The sequence below is a fragment of the Sphingobium sp. SA916 genome, assembly GCF_002894065.1.
GTDB lineage: Bacteria > Pseudomonadota > Alphaproteobacteria > Sphingomonadales > Sphingomonadaceae > Sphingobium > Sphingobium fuliginis.
In genome coordinates this window covers 1-18,955 of the sequence record NZ_LXYF01000022.1, presented here as the reverse complement: position 1 = coordinate 18,955, position 18,955 = coordinate 1, and the positions used below count along the sequence as shown (strand labels likewise).

13 protein-coding genes and 1 pseudogene are annotated in these 18,955 nt (G+C 64.1%); 4 read left to right on the top strand and 10 right to left on the bottom strand.

What is annotated here, in order from left to right:
• Positions 1–97 precede the first annotated feature (97 nt).
• Complete coding sequence (gene hslU / locus A8G00_RS04015) at positions 98–1,399, top strand: ATP-dependent protease ATPase subunit HslU (RefSeq protein ID WP_103000109.1); 1,302 nt, start codon at positions 98–100, stop codon at positions 1,397–1,399.
• A gap of 122 nt (positions 1,400–1,521) precedes the next feature.
• Here hslU and A8G00_RS04010 read toward each other — a convergent pair whose 3' ends face one another.
• On the bottom strand, positions 1,522–3,048 hold the full coding sequence (locus tag A8G00_RS04010) for an aminoacyl--tRNA ligase-related protein (RefSeq protein WP_103000108.1): 1,527 nt from the start codon (positions 3,046–3,048) through the stop codon (positions 1,522–1,524).
• A 209-nt stretch (positions 3,049–3,257) separates the two neighbouring features.
• Positions 3,258–3,854, bottom strand: a complete 597-nt coding sequence (phaR, locus tag A8G00_RS04005; protein WP_025550863.1) for a polyhydroxyalkanoate synthesis repressor PhaR — start codon at positions 3,852–3,854, stop codon at positions 3,258–3,260.
• Between phaR and A8G00_RS04000 the strand changes: the two genes are divergently transcribed.
• Positions 3,853–4,941, top strand: a complete 1,089-nt coding sequence (locus A8G00_RS04000; RefSeq protein WP_103000107.1) for an alpha/beta hydrolase — start codon at positions 3,853–3,855, stop codon at positions 4,939–4,941. The two genes, phaR and A8G00_RS04000, sit on opposite strands and share 2 nt — an antisense overlap.
• A gap of 50 nt (positions 4,942–4,991) precedes the next feature.
• Positions 4,992–6,164, top strand: coding sequence for an acetyl-CoA C-acetyltransferase (locus A8G00_RS03995; RefSeq protein ID WP_044663157.1), 1,173 nt, complete (start codon positions 4,992–4,994; stop codon positions 6,162–6,164).
• Between the two features lie 58 nt (positions 6,165–6,222).
• On the opposite strand, the gene alr is transcribed toward A8G00_RS03995, so the two are convergent.
• The 8 genes and pseudogenes from alr to A8G00_RS03955 form a co-directional block, all read right to left on the bottom strand.
• Complete coding sequence (alr, locus tag A8G00_RS03990) at positions 6,223–7,269, bottom strand: alanine racemase (protein ID WP_103000106.1); 1,047 nt, start codon at positions 7,267–7,269, stop codon at positions 6,223–6,225.
• Between the two features lie 40 nt (positions 7,270–7,309).
• Positions 7,310–8,901, bottom strand: a pseudogene (locus A8G00_RS03985) (MFS transporter).
• 247 nt (positions 8,902–9,148) lie between these two features.
• The gene (locus A8G00_RS03980; protein WP_103000105.1) at positions 9,149–9,520 is read right to left on the bottom strand and encodes a tRNA-binding protein; all 372 of its coding nucleotides are present in this window, start codon (positions 9,518–9,520) and stop codon (positions 9,149–9,151) included.
• A gap of 221 nt (positions 9,521–9,741) precedes the next feature.
• Positions 9,742–11,742: an acetyl/propionyl/methylcrotonyl-CoA carboxylase subunit alpha gene (locus A8G00_RS03975; RefSeq protein ID WP_103000104.1), complete on the bottom strand. Its 2,001-nt coding sequence runs from the start codon at positions 11,740–11,742 to the stop codon at positions 9,742–9,744.
• A gap of 228 nt (positions 11,743–11,970) precedes the next feature.
• On the bottom strand, positions 11,971–12,969 hold the full coding sequence (bioB, locus tag A8G00_RS03970) for a biotin synthase BioB (protein ID WP_025547353.1): 999 nt from the start codon (positions 12,967–12,969) through the stop codon (positions 11,971–11,973).
• On the bottom strand, positions 12,969–15,134 hold the full coding sequence (scpA, locus tag A8G00_RS03965; protein WP_103000103.1) for a methylmalonyl-CoA mutase: 2,166 nt from the start codon (positions 15,132–15,134) through the stop codon (positions 12,969–12,971). Before scpA ends, bioB begins: the two co-directional genes overlap by 1 nt.
• A 1-nt stretch (position 15,135) precedes the next feature.
• Positions 15,136–15,576, bottom strand: a complete 441-nt coding sequence (gene mce, locus A8G00_RS03960) for a methylmalonyl-CoA epimerase (RefSeq protein WP_025547355.1) — start codon at positions 15,574–15,576, stop codon at positions 15,136–15,138.
• 114 nt (positions 15,577–15,690) lie between these two features.
• The gene (locus A8G00_RS03955; protein ID WP_025547356.1) at positions 15,691–17,223 is read right to left on the bottom strand and encodes an acyl-CoA carboxylase subunit beta; all 1,533 of its coding nucleotides are present in this window, start codon (positions 17,221–17,223) and stop codon (positions 15,691–15,693) included.
• 121 nt (positions 17,224–17,344) lie between these two features.
• Here A8G00_RS03955 and A8G00_RS03950 point away from each other — a divergent pair, with 121 nt between their 5' ends.
• Positions 17,345–18,760, top strand: coding sequence for a short-chain fatty acyl-CoA regulator family protein (locus A8G00_RS03950; protein ID WP_025547357.1), 1,416 nt, complete (start codon positions 17,345–17,347; stop codon positions 18,758–18,760).
• Positions 18,761–18,955 lie beyond the last annotated feature (195 nt).

Below are 18,955 nucleotides of genomic sequence, written 5' to 3'. Positions count from 1 at the left end.
GTCGAAGCCCCCTCCTTTCTTCAGAAGCAACGCCCTTTGACATTTGAATGAGCCAGGCGGCTCATGAAGACAGGGCGAACGGATTTTTAGAGATCCCATGAACGACAACCTGACCCCCAAAGCCATCGTCTCCGCGCTGGACGCGCACATCATCGGCCAGTCCGACGCCAAGCGCGCCGTAGCCGTCGCCCTGCGTAATCGTTGGCGCCGTCAACGCCTCTCCGCCGACCTGCGCGACGAGGTGACGCCGAAGAACATCCTGATGATCGGCCCCACCGGCTGCGGCAAGACGGAGATCAGCCGCCGTCTCGCCAAGCTGGCCGACGCGCCCTTCGTCAAGGTGGAAGCGACCAAATTCACCGAGGTCGGCTATGTCGGCCGCGACGTGGAGCAGATCGTCCGCGATCTGGTCGAGGAAGCCGTCCGTCTGGAACGCGACCGCCGCCGCGAAGCCGTGCGCGAAGCCGCGTCCGAAGCCGCCATGGCCCGCCTGCTCGACGCGCTCACCGGCAAGGAAGCGAGCGAGGCGACCCGCCTCTCCTTCCGCCAGCGGATCGAGAACAACCAGATGAACGATGTCGAGGTGGAGGTGGAAGTCACCGACAGCCCCTCCATGCCGATGGAAATCCCCGGCATGGGCGGCCAGATCGGCATGATCAACCTCAGCGACATGATGTCCAAGGCCTTCGGCCAGCAACAGAAGAAGCGCCGCAAGCTGCGCGTCGCGGAAGCCTGGGACAAGCTGGTCGAGGAGGAGCAGGACAAGAGGCTGGACCAGGACGATGTCGCCCGCGTCGCCATCTCCAGCGCGGAGCAGAACGGCATCGTCTTCCTCGATGAGATCGACAAGATCGCGGTGAGCGACGTGCGCGGCGGCTCCGTCAGCCGCGAAGGCGTGCAGCGCGACCTGCTGCCGCTGATCGAGGGCACGACGGTCTCGACCAAATATGGCCCGCTCAAGACGGACCATATATTGTTCATCGCATCCGGCGCTTTTCATGTGGCGAAGCCCAGCGACCTGCTGCCGGAATTGCAGGGCCGCCTGCCGATCCGCGTCGAACTGAAGGCGCTGACCGAGGATGATTTCGTCTCGATCCTCTCCGACACCAAGGCGAGCCTTGTTGCGCAATATCGCGCGCTGCTGGCGACCGAGGGCGTGACCATCGACCTGACGCCCGATGGCATCCGCGCCGTCGCGAAGATCGCGGCGGAGGTGAACAGCGAGGTCGAGAATATCGGCGCCCGCCGCCTCCAGACGGTTATGGAAAAGCTGCTGGAGGATGTGAGCTTCGACGCCGAGGATCGCCAAGGCGAAACGCTGGTGATCGATGCGGCCTATGTGGAGAAGCAGTTGAGCGCAGTGGCGCGCAACACCGACCTCAGCAAATATGTGCTGTAAGGGCGAAGCTAGCCCTTATTAACGCCGTGTTCCTGCCTGCGCAGGAACACGGCGTATTTACAGACGCCTCTGTCAATCAAGCGAAGTCAGAAGCGGTTCCGACTCCACCTACTGATTAAAAGTCAGTAGCTCCGCCCCACCAGCACACGCTCCACCGCCTTCTCGCCGGTGAACACGCACAGCCCATCCGCCGCTTCCGCATCGGATGGAATATTGCGCAACGTCAGCTTCTCACCCTTCAACCACTCAACCACCTTGTCGAGCGCAGCCCCAGTCGGCTTGGCCCACTGCACCAGCGCCCAACCCGGCTTCTTGCTAGCCCCGAAATAAGCCTTCAGCCCATCCAGCGACGTCACCGACCTGTCGATATTCCCCAGCAGCCGCGCCTGCGCATCCGCAAACAAAGCCTGCTGAATATCCTCCAGCATCCCCGTAGCCGCGCCAAGGAAGTCCGCCTTCGCCACAATCCGGCTATCGAGCTTCCCGTCCTCACGATAAAGCCGATCACGCCGGATTATGGACACATTGCCCCCGGCCACGTCGCGCCCGCCGACTTCGATCACGACCGGCGCCCCCTTCTTGACCCAGCCCCAGCGCTTGTTCGCCGCCTTGGCCGGCCGCCGGTCCAGCAAGGCGCGCACCGGCTCCCGGAACACATCCTGCCTGTTCAGCTCCGCCACCAGCTCGCCGCAATAATCCAGGATCGCCGCATCCTCATCCGTATCGCGCAGCATCGGCACGAGGACCACCTGATAAGGCGCGACCCGCGGCGGCACGCGCAGCCCGTCATCATCGCCATGCACCATGATCAGCCCGCCGATCATCCGCGTCGACACGCCCCAACTGGTCGTCTGCGCCAGTTCCTGCTGCCCCTCGGCATTCTGGAACTTGATGTTCTGCGCCTGCGAGAAGGTGGTCCCCAGGAAATGCGAAGTGCCCGCCTGCAACGCCTTCCCATCCTGCATCATCGCCTCGATGGAATAGGTCGCGACGGCCCCCGGAAAGCGCTCATTCTCCGGCTTCTCGCCCGCGATCACCGGCAGCGCCACGCACTCCTCGGCAAAGCTGCGATAGACTTCCAGCATCTTGAGCGTCTCTTCCATCGCCTCATCGACGCTGGCGTGAGCAGTATGCCCCTCCTGCCAGAGAAATTCCGCCGTGCGCAGGAACATCCGCGTGCGCATTTCCCAACGCACGACATTCGCCCACTGGTTGATCAGCACCGGCAGGTCGCGCCAGCTCTGCACCCAGCGGGAGAAGGCCGCGCCGATCACCGTCTCCGACGTCGGACGAACCACCAACGGCTCCTCCAGCTTCGCTTCGGGATCGGGGATCATCTTCCCGTCCTTCTGGATCAGCCGGTGATGCGTGACGACCGCCATTTCCTTGGCAAAGCCGTCGACATGCTCCGCCTCCTTCTCGAAATAGGAAAGCGGAATGAACAGCGGGAAATAGCAATTCTCATGGCCGGTCGCCTTGATGCGCTCGTCCAGCAGCTTCTGCATCCGTTCCCAGATGCCGTAACCCCATGGACGGATGACCATGCACCCGCGCACACCGCTTTCCTCGGCCATGTCGGCTTCGGAAATGACGGCCTGATACCAGGCGGCGAAATCCTGTTCGCGGGTAACGGAAAGGGCGTGCTTCACGGGATTGACCTTAAAATTCGAGTGGATGGCGCGCCATAGGCCAAGCGCGCCGCCCCTGTCGACCCCAAAGGGCCGTCGCCCCAATGAGCAACCAGCCCAAGTAAAGGGCGAACATCGACAATATCGTCATCCCAGCGAAAGCTGGGATCTCGTAAGGCCAGGCTGTGTCGTACCGCCTGAGATCCCAGCTTACGCTGGGATGACGGAAATCAGGAAAGCTTGTCGATCTTCGCGTTGAGCGCGGCAAGCTGGGCCTTGAGTTCCGCGATCTCATCGTCCTTCGCCTCTTCGGCAGCGGACGGCGTGGGCGAAGATGTCGGCGCCGCCATGCCAGCTATTCCGGGCATCCCCGGCATCCCCGTGCCGAAGGCGCTCGCCGCCGCCTCGAACATCTGCATGTTGCGCTTGGCGATCTCGGCCAGCGGGCCGCCGCCAAAGGCGCCCTTCATGGCTTCCTGGAACTGCTGCTGGTTCTTGCGAAAGGCGTCCATCGACGCTTCCAGATATTGCGGCACCATGGACTGCATGGAATCGCCGTACATGGCGATCAACTGACGCAGGAAGTTGACGGGCAGCATGTTCTTGCCCCGCTGCTCCTCCTCCATGATGATTTGGGTCAGGACATTATGCGTGATGTCCTCTCCGGTCTTCGCATCGACGACGACGAACTCGCGCCCCTCACGAGTCATCTGCGACAAAAGATCCAGCGTGATGTAGCTCGACGTTTCTGTGTTATAGAGCCGCCTGTTAGCGTACTTCTTGATGACGACCGGTTCGGATTCGTTCGCGGTCTTAGATTTGGCCATGGATACCTCTCCCACACCTGCATTTTCCGCATTAGCACAAGGGAATGCCGCGCCGCAACATGGGCCGCGGCCCCTGCCCCTTTTTCTTAATATTTTATGGCGCGAGACGGAGGATGATCCCGAACTGCGCAAACGGGCGTTCCGGGGTTTGCGGAAATATCAGGAGGCTATTCGCCCCGCCCCGCCCCCCGCCGTTCCCGTCGTGGCTCGCGAAGGCAGCGCCAGGCTGCTCCGATATGGGACGGAAAACGGCCGTCATCCCGTGGTTTTCGTGCCCTCGCTGATCAACCCGCCGCAAGTGCTGGACCTGTCCGGCAGCCGGTCCATGCTGCGCCACATGCGCGCAGCAGGACATGACGCCTATCTGGTCGACTGGGGCACGCCCGCGGCGGACGACGGCGCGCTGGGGCTCGACCGGCATGTAACGGACCGCCTGCTGCCGATGCTGGCAGCCCTGCCCCGGCCACCCATATTGGTGGGATATTGCCTCGGCGGAAATCTGGCCATCGGCGCCGCAGCGCTGCAACCCGCAAGGGCGTTGGCGACGATTGCCGCGCCCTGGAACTTCGACGGGTTCCCTGCGGCAGACCGGGAACAGATCGGCGCGCTCTGGCGCAGTTCCAGGCCCATGTGCCAACGGTTGGACTATGTCCCGATGGAGGTGCTGCAATCGGGCTTCTGGGCGATGGACCCCGCCCGGACGATTCGCAAATATGCGGCCTTTGCCGGCATGGAGCCGGGTTCCGACGAAGAGCATGCCTTTCTGGCGGTCGAGGATTGGGCCAATGGCGGCCCACCGCTCAGCTATGCTGCGGGGCGTGACCTTTTCGAGCAATTCTATGCCGCAAATGCGAGCGGACGGGGGGAATGGCATATCGACGGACGAACGGTCGATCCCCGCCGGCTGACTTGTCCAACGCTTTCAATCCGTTCCGCAACGGACCGCATCGTTCCCGCCGCCGCCGCCCCGGAAATGGGCGAGAACACGACCTTGAGCCTTGGCCATGTCGGCATGATCGTGGGCGGCAACGGACGGGCGATGCTGTGGGAGCCTTTGTCCCAATGGCTTTCCAGTCATGGCGGATGATGATATGTGCGCCTGCGAAAACAATCACCCCGGAACTGAGGATCAAGGCTTTGTCAGACATCGTCATCACCGCTGCCAAGCGTACCGCCGTCGGCAGCTTCATGGGCGCCTTCGGGTCGACCCCCGCGCATGAGCTGGGCCGCACCGCCATTGTCGCCGCTCTCGCCCAGGCCGGCGTCGCGCCGGAGGAAGTGGACGAAGTCATATTGGGCCAGGTCCTGACCGCGGCGCAGGGCCAGAACCCCGCCCGTCAGGCCGCCGTCAACGCCGGCATTCCGGTGGAGCGCACCGCCATCGGCCTCAACCAGCTTTGCGGCTCTGGCCTGCGCGCGGTCGCTCTGGCGGCTCAGGCGATCCGCGCGGGCGACGCCCGCATCATGGTCGCGGGCGGTCAGGAAAGCATGTCGATGGCGCCCCATGCGCAATATCTGCGCGGCGGCGCGAAGATGGGGCCGATTTCCTTCATCGACACGATGACGCATGATGGCCTGACCGACGCCTTCAACAATTATCACATGGGCATCACGGCGGAAAATCTGGCCGAGAAGTACCAGATCAGCCGCGAGGCGCAGGATGAATTCGCCGTCGGCAGCCAGAACAAGGCCGAAGCCGCCCGCGCATCGGGCCGCTTCAAGGACGAGATCGTTCCCGTGACGATCAAGGGCCGCAAGGGCGACACCGTCGTCGACGCCGACGAATATATCCGCGCCGGCGCCACGCTGGAGGCGATGCAGGGCCTGCGTCCGGCCTTCAAGAAGGACGGCACCGTCACCGCCGCCAATGCCAGCGGCATCAACGACGGCGCCGCCGCCCTCGTGCTGATGAGCGCCGATGAGGCCGCCAGGCGCAACGCGACCGTGCTGGCGCGCATCGCCGGCTTCGCGACCTGCGGCGTCGATCCGTCGATCATGGGCATCGGCCCGGCTCCGGCGAGCCGTCAGGCGCTGGCCAAGGCGGGCTGGTCGCTGGCCGATCTCGACCTGATCGAAGCCAATGAAGCCTTCGCCGCGCAGGCGCTGGCGGTGGGTCAGGAACTGGGCTGGGACCCGGAGAAGGTCAATGTGAACGGCGGCGCGATCGCCATCGGCCATCCGATCGGCGCTTCGGGCGCCCGCGTCCTCACCACCCTGCTCTACGAAATGCAGAAGCGCGACGCCAGGAAGGGCCTCGCGACCCTCTGCATCGGCGGCGGCATGGGCGTCGCCATGTGCGTCGAGCGCTAAGCCGGCGGTAAGCAACGAAAAGGCCGCCGACCCAATCCGGATCGGCGGCCTTCTGCTGTCAGCGCCAGATGCGGTCGAAACGCGCGCCCAGCCCTGTCAGCAACTCATATTGCGACAGTCCGGAAACCGCCGCCGCCTCCGCCAGCGCATAGTCGACGCGCAGCCAATCCCCCTCCGCGACCTCGGGCAGACCCGACACGTCGACAGCGGTCAAATCCATTGAGACCCGTCCCACCACCGGCAGGTGCCGGTCCCCGACAGCCATGGACCCCCGCCCGGAAAAGCCGCGCAAATAACCGTCGGCATAGCCCAGATTCACCACGGCGATCTCCATGTCCGCCGCTGCGCGATGGGTCGCATTATAACCGATCGTGTCGCCCGCCCGGACACGGCGGCGTTGCAGCACCTGCGCCTCCGGAAAGACGACCTGCCCGATCCGCCCCGCCGCTTCCGTGCGCGGCACGCCGCCGTAAAGCGCGATCCCCGGCCGCGTCATGTCGAAGGCATAGGCAGCGCCCAGGCAAATCCCCGCACTGTTCGCCAGGCTGTAACGCGCCGCCCTGACTGCGCCCCGCAGCGCCGAAAACCGCTCCAACTGCACTTGGCTGAGCGGCACATCCTCGTCGGCGGAAGCCAGATGGCTGAGCAATGTCGCCACCTCCAGCCCCGCAACCTGCGCCGAAACATCGCCCCGCCAATCCAGCCCCAGGCGGTTCATGCCGGTATCGACCATGACGTCGCAAAGCCCGCCGCCCGCCTCCTTCCAGCGCGCAACCTGCCCTTCCGTGCACAGCACCGGCCTTGCGCGGGAGGCGAGCGCCACCGCCATGTCCTCCTCCCGCACGCCATGCAGCACGGAAAGCGACACGCCCTCGCCGATCAAAGGCTCCAGCGCCATCGCCTCGGCCCAGTTGGACACGAAGAAGTCCCGGCATCCCGCAGCCAGCAAGCGCCGCATCACCTCCGCGCTGCCCAGCCCATAGCCATTGGCCTTGATCGCCGCCCCGCATGCCGCCGCGCCGCCCTGCCGCTTCAACCAGCGCCAGTTGGCGAGCAAAGCGCCTCCATCCAGACGCAGGCGCAAAGGTGCGGAAAAATCAGCCATCGCCTGTCCGATAGCGCTCCGCGACGCAAGCGTCGAGGGATCAGGCATCCATCGCGGCCCCGCGCGTCTCCGGCAGGGCGACGATGCAGGTCAGCAGGGCGACCGCCACCACCGCGATGGTGTACCACAGCCCCGCATAGGGATCGCCCGTCCGCGCCACGATATATTGGCTGACCAGCGGCAGGAACCCGCCGAAATAACCGGTCCCGATATGATAGGGGATCGACAGCGAGCTATAGCGGATCCGCGCCGGGAAATATTCCGACAGCAGCGCCGCGACGGGACCATAGGTCGCCCCCGACAGCGTCCAGAGCAGCAGCAGCGCCAGGAACAACAACAAAGCGCGCGGCCAGTCCGGCGTGACGGGGGCCGATTCATATCCCGCCGCATGCAGCGCCGCATCCAGCCCTTCCGCGCTCAGATCCGCGACCGCCACGGAACCGACGCTGACCGAAGGCGTCGCCGCCTCCCGCTTTTCATAGGCGATGCCGCGCTTGGAAAAATGGTCGAGCAGCTTGCCGCAGACGGTCGGCTGCACCTTGGCGAAGGGATCGAAGCTGCAATCGGGGCCGCTGACGATCACCGGCGCGCGCTCCGCCGCCCGGTAGAGGGCCGGGTTCGCCACGCTCCCCATGAACTGATAGAGCGGCATGAGCAGCAGCAGCACCAGCGCATAGCCGATGACGATGGGCTTCTTCCGCCCCACCCGGTCGGACAGCCAGCCGAAGAAGATGAAGGCCGCCACGCCCGCAAAGGCGCTGCCGCCCACCAGCAACTGCGCGATGCCCGGCGCGACATGCAGGCCGTTCTGCAGGAAATAGAGCGCCTGGAACATCACCGTATAAGCGATGACGGTGAAGCCCGCCGCGATGCCGATCATCGCCACCAGCATCCGCCGCTTGTTGCCGGGATAGGTGAACGCCTCCTTCAGCGGATTGCGCGATTGCTCGCCCGCCGCCTTCATCGCCGCGAAGATCGGGCTTTCGCGCAGCATCAGCCGCATCCAGAGCGAAATCGCCAGCAACGCCAGCGAGAAGATGAAGGGCAGGCGCCAGCCCCAATCGTCCCACACCGCCTTGCCGACGATCCATTGCGTGCCGACCACGACGATCAGCGACAGGATGAAGCCGCCGATCACCCCCGCCTGGATGAAGCTGGTGAAGAAACCCCTCCGCCCCGGCGGCGCATGTTCCGCGACATAGATCGCCGCCCCGCCATATTCCCCGCCCAGCGCCAGTCCCTGCGCGATCCGCAACAGGATCAGGATGACCGGCGCGGCGATGCCGATGCTCGCGGCGGACGGGGTCAGCCCGACGCCCGCCGTCGCCGCTCCCATCAGCACGATGGTCGCCAGAAAGGTATATTTGCGCCCCAGCCTGTCGCCCAGATAGCCGAACAACGCCGCGCCGAGCGGCCTGAACCCGAAACCGATGGCGAAGCCTGCCAGCGAATAGAGGAGTTCCACGGTCGGATTGTCCGTCGGGAAGAATGACGCCCGATGATCGGGGCGAGGACGCCGTAGATGTAGAAGTCATACCATTCGAACAATGTGCCGAGTGCCGAAGCGGTGATGACCAGCCGGTCACGCCTCGCATCCATCACATAGTCGGTGCCGACCGCACTTCCACCCATTCCGCCCCCGCTTGCCTGACTGATTGTTCGCCTACGTTCTAATGAAGTGCCGAACTCCGGCAAGCGCGACGTGCGAATGGACGCGATATGCGTGGGAAGCGGACACCCGCTTTATCCCTCTCCCTTGAGGGAGAGGGCTGCGCAGACTTGGCAGCTTGCTGCCTTAGTCGTAGCTGGGTGAGGGGGTTGCGATCCAGGGGATCGCACGGGCCGCAGGCCCGCTCCTCCTTCATCCAGATCAGCCCCTTCAAAACAGCCGCGCCCCATTCGGCACTGCCCGATCCGGCGCAAACAGCACCACGGCCCCGACCTCATCGGCAAAGCCAAGCGTCAGCACCTCGGACAGGAACTTCCCGATCTGCCGCGGCGGAAAATTGACGACGGCCGCAACCTGTCGGCCCGGCAGGTCCTCCACCGCATAATGTTCAGTGATCTGCGCGCTCGATCTCTTCTGGCCGATGCCCGGACCGAAATCGATCACCAGCTTATAGGCTGGCTTGCGCGCCTCCGGATATGGCTCCGCTGAAAGGATCGTGCCGACGCGAATGTCGACCTTCAGAAAATCGTCGAAACCGATGACGTCGGCGGCGGCCGAAGCGGAATCATGATTCAGATGCATGGCGGCATGCTAGAGAGTTTTCCAAGCAGATGGAATCATCTGCTGAATCGGAAAACGCGAGAGCGATTTTCAGGCGATCGGAACCGACCGCCGGTCCAGAATCACGGAAAAACAAGGAATCTGGAACGGCGATCCGATTCAATTTCAAAGCAGCCCGCTCAAGAACCGGTCCCATGGCAAGGTCGGGAAGGCCGTTCCCCGACCTCGCCCCAGGCAAGCGCTTATTCCAGTTCCAGAATGATCGCGTCGACCGGCAGGCTTTCCCCTTGCGCGGCGGACACGCTCTTCACCACGCCCGCCTTCTGCGCGCGCAGGATATTCTCCATCTTCATCGCCTCGATCACGGCCAGCGGCTGGCCGATCTCGACCTTGTCGCCTTCCTTCACATTCAGCGCCACCAGCAGGCCCGGCATCGGGCAGATCAGGAAGCGCGACAGGTCTGGCGGAATCTTCTCGATCATATGCCTGGCATGCACCGCCGCATGGGCGGGCAGGATGCGCAGCTTGTGGCTGGCGCCATGGGCGGTCAGCACGAAGCCCGAACGCACCGGCGCGATCTTCACCGCCAGTTGCTCCTCACCGAACTCCGCCTCGATCAGCCGGTCGCCGGGCGTATATTCCAGCGCCAGTTCGATGGCTTTGCCATCCACCGTGACGTCATCGCCATTGATCACGACATCATGGACCGCATCGCCGATCTTCACCTGCCAGTCGGTCGGCGGAGCGAGGCGCTTGCCAAGCTGCCCGTCGATGCGGCGCGCCCGGTCCGCCTGCGCCATGGCTGCAAAGGCGCCGATGGCCGACAGACGCTTCAGCAGCGTCTCCGAAGCCGGCGCGCCGGTGAAGCCCTCCGGATATTCCTCCGCGATGAAGCCGGTGGTGATGTTGCCCGAACGGAATCGCGCATGCTGCATCAGCGCGGAAACGAAATCGATATTATGCCCCGGCCCCTCGATCTCGAACTGGTCGAGCGCCGCGATCTGCTTGTCTATGGCTTCCAGCCGGGTCGGCGCCCAGGTGATCAGCTTGGCGATCATCGGGTCGTAGAACATGCTGACCTCGCCGCCTTCGACCACGCCGTCGTCGACGCGCACCAGCGCCCCCGTTTCATCAGCGCCGGTTTCGGGCGGATTGTAACGGATCAGGCGGCCCGTGGAGGGCAGGAAGCCGCGATAGGGGTCCTCGGCATAGACGCGGTTCTCGATCGCCCAGCCGTTGATCTTCACATCTTCCTGGGCGAAGCCCAGTTCCTCGCCATTGGCGACGCGGATCATCTGCTCGACCAGATCGAGGCCAGTGATCTCTTCCGTAACCGGATGCTCCACCTGCAGACGGGTGTTCATCTCCAGGAAGTAGAAACCGTCGCCCGTCCTGTCCGCGCCCGATACGATCAACTCGACCGTGCCCGCGCTGAAATAGCCGACCGCCCGCGCCAGGGCGACGCACTGCTCGCCCATCTTCCTGCGCATTTCGGGAGATACGAAGGGCGACGGCGCTTCCTCCACCACCTTCTGGTGGCGGCGCTGGATCGAACATTCACGCTCATTGAGATAGACGATGTTGCCGTGCTGATCGCCCAGTATCTGGATTTCGATATGGCGCGGGCTTTCGATGAACTTCTCGATGAACACGCGGTCATCGCCGAAGCTGTTCAGCCCCTCGCGCTTGGTCGCCTCGAAGCCTTCGCGAACGTCCTGCTCGGAATAGGCAAGGCGCATCCCCTTGCCGCCGCCGCCGGCCGATGCCTTCATCATCACCGGATAGCCGATCTCGTTCGAGATGCGGACGGCATGTTCGGTATCCTCGATCACACCGACATAGCCGGGAACCACATTGACGCCGGCCGCCTTGGCGAGCTTCTTCGATTCGATCTTGTCGCCCATGGCGGCGATTGCGTTGGCGGGAGGACCGACGAAGACGATGCCCGCTTCGTCCAGCGCCTTGCGGAAGCTCTCCCGCTCCGAGAGGAAGCCGTAGCCGGGGTGAACCGCGTCGGCGCCGGTCGCCCTGCACGCCTCGATGATCTTGTCGGCCAGCAGATAGGACTGGGCGGCAGGCGGCGGGCCCAGATGCACGGCCTCGTCCGCCATCAGCACATGGGGGCTGCGCGCATCCGCATCGGAATAGACCGCAACGGTCTTGATGCCCATCTTCCGCGCGGTGCGGATGACGCGGCACGCAATTTCGCCACGGTTCGCGATCAGGATCTTGGTGATTGCCATTATCTATCCTTGCCCCAGTCCTTATTCAGTTCCTCTCACCCCGTTCGGGCTGAGCTTGTCGAAGCCCCCTCCTTCCCTTTCGAAGAGAAGTGCAGCCCTTCGACAAGCTCAGGGCGAACGGAGGTGGTGGTTGATGCTAATCGCCGTGCATGAAGGCGCCCGACGAGAACAAACCCCAGAAGATCACGGCCAGCACAACGACGATCACCGCCATCATTCGGCCGAATTTCACTCAGCCGCCTCCAGATGCCCATGCGGCTGAGCCATCATCGGCGTCAGCCCGAGCTTCCCGAGCAACGCGCTATCCTTGTCGTCCCCGGCATTGGCCGCGGTCAGCAGCTTGTCGCCGGTGAAGATGCTGTTCGCCCCCGCCATGAAGCAGAGCGCCTGACAGGCCTCGCTCATGCTCTCGCGCCCGGCGGAAAGCCGCACCATCGACTGCGGCATGACGATCCGCGCCACGGCGACCGTGCGGACGAACTCAACCTCATCGATCTTCGCGAGCGGCGTGTCCTTCAGCATGTCGCCCAGCACCGTGCCCTCGACCGGCACCAGCGCGTTGATCGGCACGCTTTCGGGATGCGGCATGGTGGCGAGCGCATGCAGGAAACCGATGCGATCCGATCGCGTCTCCCCCATGCCGACGATTCCGCCGCAGCACACATTGATGCCCGCGTCCCGGACATTTTCCAGCGTCTCGATCCGGTCCGCGAAGGTCCGGGTGGTGATGACGTTGGCGTAATTTTCCGGCGAGGTGTCGATATTGTGGTTGTAATAATCCAGCCCCGCATCGGCCAACTGCTTGGCCTGACCAGCCGACAGCATGCCCAGCGTCATGCAGGTTTCCATGCCCATCTGGCGAACGCCCTTCACCATTTCGATGAGCTTGGGCATGTCCCGTTCCTTGGGATTGCGCCACGCCGCACCCATGCAGAAACGGCCCGAACCATGGTCCTTCGCCTGCGCCGCCGCCTGAAGCACCGCCTGCACGTCCATCAGCTTAGTGGCCTTGAGGCCGCTTTCCGCCTCGGTCGACTGGCTGCAATAGCCGCAATCCTCCGGACACCCCCCCGTCTTGATCGACAGCAGGGTGGAAAGCTGCACTTCATTGCGCGGGAAGTTCGCACGATGGATCGACTGCGCCTCGAACATCAGGTCGTTGAAGGGCAGGTCGAACAGCGCGGCAATCTCGTCGCGGGTCCAGTCAGTGCGAGGCGTCTTAGTCATTATGCGGCTTCCTCCAGCCCCGCCGGGGGCATGTTGTGGCCGAGGAGGCGCAGCACATCGGCGGCGCATTCCACGACGTTGGAGCCCGGTCCATAAATCCCTTGGACGCCTGCGTCACGGAGGAAGTCGTAATCCTGCGGCGGAATGACCCCACCCGCCACCACCTTGACGTCGTTGCGGCCCTGTTCCCGAAGCTGCCTGATGAGTTCGGGAATAAGCGTCTTGTGCCCGGCGGCCAGCGACGAGGCGCCGACCACGTCCGCGCCGCTGTCGAGCGCCAGCACCACCGTTTCCTCCGGCGTCTGGAACAGCGGACCCGACACGATGTCGAAACCCATGTCCCCGAACGCGGACGCGATCACGTTGGCGCCCCGGTCGTGGCCGTCCTGCCCCATCTTGGCGATAAGGATCTTCGGCTTGCGACCGAGGCGCCGCTCGACGGCCTGCACCCCGTCAAGAACCTGTTGCCAGCGGGCATCCCGCGCATAGGGCTTGGAATAGACGCCCTTCACCGGCGTCGGCACCGTGCCGTATCGGTTGAAGCTGTCCTCCATGGCGGAGGAGATTTCGCCCAGCGTGGCGCGGGCGCGCGCCGCTTCGACCGCATGGGCGAGAAGATTGTTCTCGATCGACTGCTCGCCCGCCGCCGCCCGGCGCAGCGCATCCAGCGCGGCCTGACAGGCGGCCTCGTCACGCTCCGCCTTCACCTTGTTGATGCGGGCGATCTGCGCTTCACGGACCTTGCTGTTGTCGACTTCCAGCGTCTCGAGCAGGTCCTCGTTCGCCAGACGATATTTGTTCACGCCGACGATCACGTCCTCGCCCCGGTCGACCCGCGCCTGACGGGCGGCGGCGGCGGTCTCGATCATCGCCTTGGGCCAGCCGGCGGCCACCGCCTTCGCCATGCCGCCTTCGGCCTCGACGCGGTCGATGATCTCCTGCGCGGCGTCGACCAGTTGCTGGGTCAGCGCCTCGATATAATAGCTGCCGCCCAGCGGATCGACGACATTGCACATGCCCGTCTCTTCCTGGATGACGATCTGCGTGTTGCGCGCGATACGGGCGGAGAAATCGGTTGGGAGCGCGATTGCCTCGTCCAGCGCGTTGGTGTGCAGCGACTGCGTGCCGCCCAGCATCGCCGCCATCGCCTCGATGGTGGTGCGCATGACATTGTTATAGGGGTCCTGCTCGGTCAGCGACACGCCCGACGTCTGGCAATGGGTGCGCAGCATCTTGGAGCGCTCATCCTTGGCGCCGAGCCTCGTCATCACCCGATGCCAGAGCACGCGGGCAGCGCGCAGCTTGGCGATCTCCATGAAGAAGTTCATGCCGATGGCGAAGAAGAAGCTCAAACGCCCGGCGAACCTGTCGATGTCTAGGCCGCTCGCCACGCCATAGCGCACATATTCCGCGCCGTCCGCGATGGTGAAGGCCAGTTCCTGCACCTGCGTCGCCCCGGCTTCCTGCATATGATAGCCGGAGATGGAGATGCTGTTGAACTTGGGCATCTCCCGGCTGGTATAGCCGAAAATGTCGCTGATGATCCGCATCGAGGGTTCGGGCGGGTAGATATAGGTGTTGCGGACCATGAACTCCTTGAGGATGTCGTTCTGGATGGTCCCGTCGAGCAGCCTGCGCTCGACCCCCTGCTCCTCGCCCGCGACGATGAAGAAGGCGAGGATCGGGATCACCGCGCCGTTCATGGTCATGGAAACCGACATCTGGTCGAGCGGAATGCCGTCGAACAGGATCTTCATGTCCTCGATGGTGTCGATGGCGACGCCCGCCTTGCCGACGTCGCCCACGACACGCGGATGGTCGCTGTCATAACCGCGATGGGTGGCGAGATCGAAGGCAACGCTCAGCCCCTTCTGTCCCGCCGCCAGATTGCGGCGATAGAAGGCGTTGGATTCCTCCGCGGTCGAAAAGCCCGCATATTGCCGGATGGTCCAGGGACGCCCCGCATACATGGATGCGCGTACGCCCCGCGTGAACGGCGCGAAGCCGGGCAGGCCCGGATCGCCAACTTTATCCGGGGTGACATCCTCCGCCGTGTAGAGCGGCTTGACCGTGATCCCTTCCGGGGTTTCCCAGTTCAGGTCCTTGCCCTTCACCTCCTTGGCGGCGGCGGCGGCCCACTGGTCCAGCGTCGGCTTCTCTGTCATATCAATGCGCGCCTTCCTTGGGCGTTTCCATGATTTCGGTCAGCACCCCATTCATGTCCCTGGGATGGACGAAGAAGATCAGCGTCCCATGCGCCCCGATGCGGGGCTCGCCCAGCACCTTCTTGCCCAGCCCCTCGAACCACGCCTTGGCTTCATGAATGTCGGGCACTTCATAGCACATATGATGCTGCCCGCCCGCCGGGTTCTTGGCGATGAAGCCGTGAATGGGCGAGTTTTCGCCCAAGGGTTCGATCAGTTCGATCTGCGTGCCCGCGGTGCCGTTCTCGCCCGGCGTATCCACGAAGCAGACCTTCACCCCCTGCGCCGGCAGGTCGAACGGCTCATGCGCGATGGTCGCGCCCATGACGTCGCGATAATAGGCAATCGATGCTTCCAGCGAAGGCGTCGCCACGCCGATATGATTGAGACGGCCGAGTTTCATAACGTCATTCCCAACTTCGTCATTCCCGCGACGGCGGGAATCCATCTCCCGCCCTCTCCCCGGATATAATGTCCGGAAAGGGTTCCCCGCCCGCGCGGGGATGACGGATTCACCTTAGAGCGGAATATTGTCGTGCTTCTTCCAGGGGTTCTCCAACGCCTTGTTCCGCAGCTTGCGCAGTCCCAGGGCGATCCGCTTCCGGGTCGAATGCGGCTGGATCACCTCGTCGATGAAGCCCTTGCCCGCTGCCACGAAGGGGTTGGCGAAGCGGTCCTCATATTCCTTGGTCTTTTCCGCGATCTCTTCGGGCGTCTTGCCCCGGAAGATGATCTCCACCGCGCCCTTGGCCCCCATCACCGCGATTTCGGCGGTGGGCCAGGCATAGTTGAGGTCGCCCCGCAGATGCTTGGAGGACATGACGTCATAGGCCCCGCCATAGGCCTTGCGCGTGATCACGGTGATCTTCGGCACGGTCGCCTCGGCATAGGCGAACAGCAGCTTCGCGCCATGCTTGATGATGCCCGAATGCTCCTGCGCCGTCCCGGGAAGGAAGCCGGGCACGTCGACGAAGGTCACGATCGGAATCTCGAACGCATCGCAGAAGCGCACGAAGCGCCCGGCCTTCTTGGACGAGTTGATGTCCAGCACCCCGGCAAGCACCATCGGCTGGTTCGCGATGACGCCCACCGTCTTGCCCTCGACCCGGCCGAAGCCGCAGATGATGTTGCCCGCATGGGCGGGCTGCACCTCGAAGAAGTCGCCCTCGTCCACTACCTTGCGGATCAGCTCATGCATGTCATAGGGCTGGTTCGCATTGGCGGGGACCAAAGTGTCCAGGCTGTCCTCGATCCGGTCCCACGGATCGGCGCTCGGCCGCTCCGGCACCGGCTCCTTGTTGGACGCCGGCAGGAAGTCCACGAAATCGCGCACCGCCAGCAGCGCCTCGATGTCGTTCTCGAACGCAAGGTCGGCCACGCCCGATTTGGTGGTATGCGTCACCGCCCCGCCCAGTTCCTCCTGCGTCACGACCTCGTTGGTGACGGTCTTCACCACGTCCGGGCCGGTCACGAACATGAAGCTCGAATCCTTCACCATGAAGATGAAGTCGGTCATCGCCGGCGAATAGACCGCGCCGCCCGCGCACGGCCCCATGATCACGCTGATCTGCGGCACCACGCCCGACGCCAGCACATTGCGCTGGAAAATCTCGGCATAGCCCGCCAGCGAAGCCACGCCTTCCTGGATGCGCGCGCCCCCCGAGTCATTGAGGCCGATCACGGGAGCGCCCACCTTCAGCGCCATGTCCATGATCTTGCAGATTTTCATCGCGTGCCGTTCCGACACCGCGCCGCCATAGACGGTGAAGTCCTGGCTGAAGACATAGACCAGCCGGCCGTTGATGGTGCCCGATCCGGTGACGACGCCATCGCCGGGGATATGCTGCCCGTCCATGCCGAAGTCGATGCAGTTGTGCTCGACATACATGTCCAGCTCCTCGAAGCTGTCCTCGTCCAGCAGCACGTCCAGCCGCTCCCGCGCGGTCAGCTTGCCCTTGGCATGCTGCGCGTCGATGCGGCGCTGTCCGCCGCCCAGACGCGCGGCCTCCCGCTTGGCTTCGAGCTGTTCGATGATGGCGAGCTTCGACATATCAGGCTTTTCTCCGGCTTGTCGCGGACGTCTATGTCCGCCCCTTCCCAATCTTTCCGCATTTTCGCAAATGCAATTTTGCCAATTTGCAAATCGCGATTTTGCAAATTATGGACGATCCATGGCTCGTGGCAATCGAATCTTCGCAGGACCGCGCCTGCGCCAACTCCGTCTCGACCATCGCATGGACCAGGCGACCATGGCCCAGGCCCTTGGCATATCGGTATCCTATCTCAGCCAGCTTGAGAATGACGATCGCCCCCTGACGGCCAAGGTAAAGGCGGCCGTCGCCAGCGCCTTTCCCACCGACTGGGCCAGCTTCGACAGCCGGGAGGAGGAACAGCTTCTGGGCGCCTTCACCTTCGCCCTCGCCCATCCCGAACTGCCCGGCGTGCCGATGGAGCCGGAACGGATCGAGAAGCTTCACCTGCATTTCCCCGAATTCGCGGCGCGCTATGTCGACCTCTACAATGCCCATATGCGCGCCAATGAACGCATCAACATGATCGAGGAGGCCATTGCCAACGATCATGCGGTGCAGGCCCGCCTGCCCTGGGAAGCGGCGCGCGACTGGTTCCACGAAGCGGGCAATTACGTCCATGTCCTTGACTGCCTGGCGGAGGACATGGCCGCCAGCTTCACCGCCGGCCAGACGCTGGACGAAGGCATGCTGGTGGAGGCGCTGGCCCGCCGCCACGGCATCGAAACGCTGATCGCGGAAACGCCGGATTCCGCGCTCCGCTCCTATACCAGCAGCGAAAAGCGCCTGTTCGTGAACGCGGCCCTGCCCACCGAAAGCCGCAAATTCATGCTCGCCCATCAGTTGATGATGCTGGAGGGGCAGGCCGTGATCGCGGACGTGGTCAACAGGGCGGCGCTGCCCGTGCCCGGCGCGGACCGGCTGCTCGCCATCGGCCTCGCCAATTATGCGGCGGGGGCGCTGCTGATGCCCTATGCCCCCTTCCGCGAAGCCGCCCGTGAAGTCCGCCATGACATAGACCGTCTCGCGCGCCGCTTCGGCGTCAGCTTCGAACAGGCCTGCCATCGCCTCTCGACGCTGCAAAGGCCCGGCCTGCGGGGCATCCCCTTCTTCTTCTGCCGCGTCGACATGGCGGGCAACATCACCAAGCGTCACAGCGCCACGCGCCTGCAATTCGCCCGCTTCGGCGGCGCCTGCCCCTTATGGAACGTCCATGAAGCGGTCGCCGTCCCCGACCGGATCAACGTGCAACTGGGCGAAACGCCCGACGGCGTCCGCTATGTGTCCATGGCGAAGGGTCTGGTTAAACCCTCCGGCAGCTACAGCCGCACGCCGCGCCGCTTCGCCGTCGTGCTGGGCTGCGAAATCGCGCATGCCGCCAATTTCGTCTATGCCGACGGCCTGCAACTGGAGGTGGAGGGCGCGGCGACCCCGATCGGCATCACCTGCCGCCTCTGCCCCCGCCAGAGCTGCGACCAACGCGCCTTCCCGCCCGCGGACCGCCCGATCCGCGTCGATCCCGACAATCGCCAGATCGTGCCCTATTGGATCGGCTAGGCAAACCGCTTTCCTCGCAGCGCCCGCGCCCGCTAGAGCCAATCGACATTCAGATGATGACGAGCCGAAAATTGGTGGTTTTCCGTGACCCGGAGCGCAGCCTACTCAAAGTAGGTGAGCACCGGAAGCACGGAAAAGCGTCATTTGCAGGCCGTCAGGGCTGAATGTCGATTGGCTCTAGGCTAATCCGGCAAT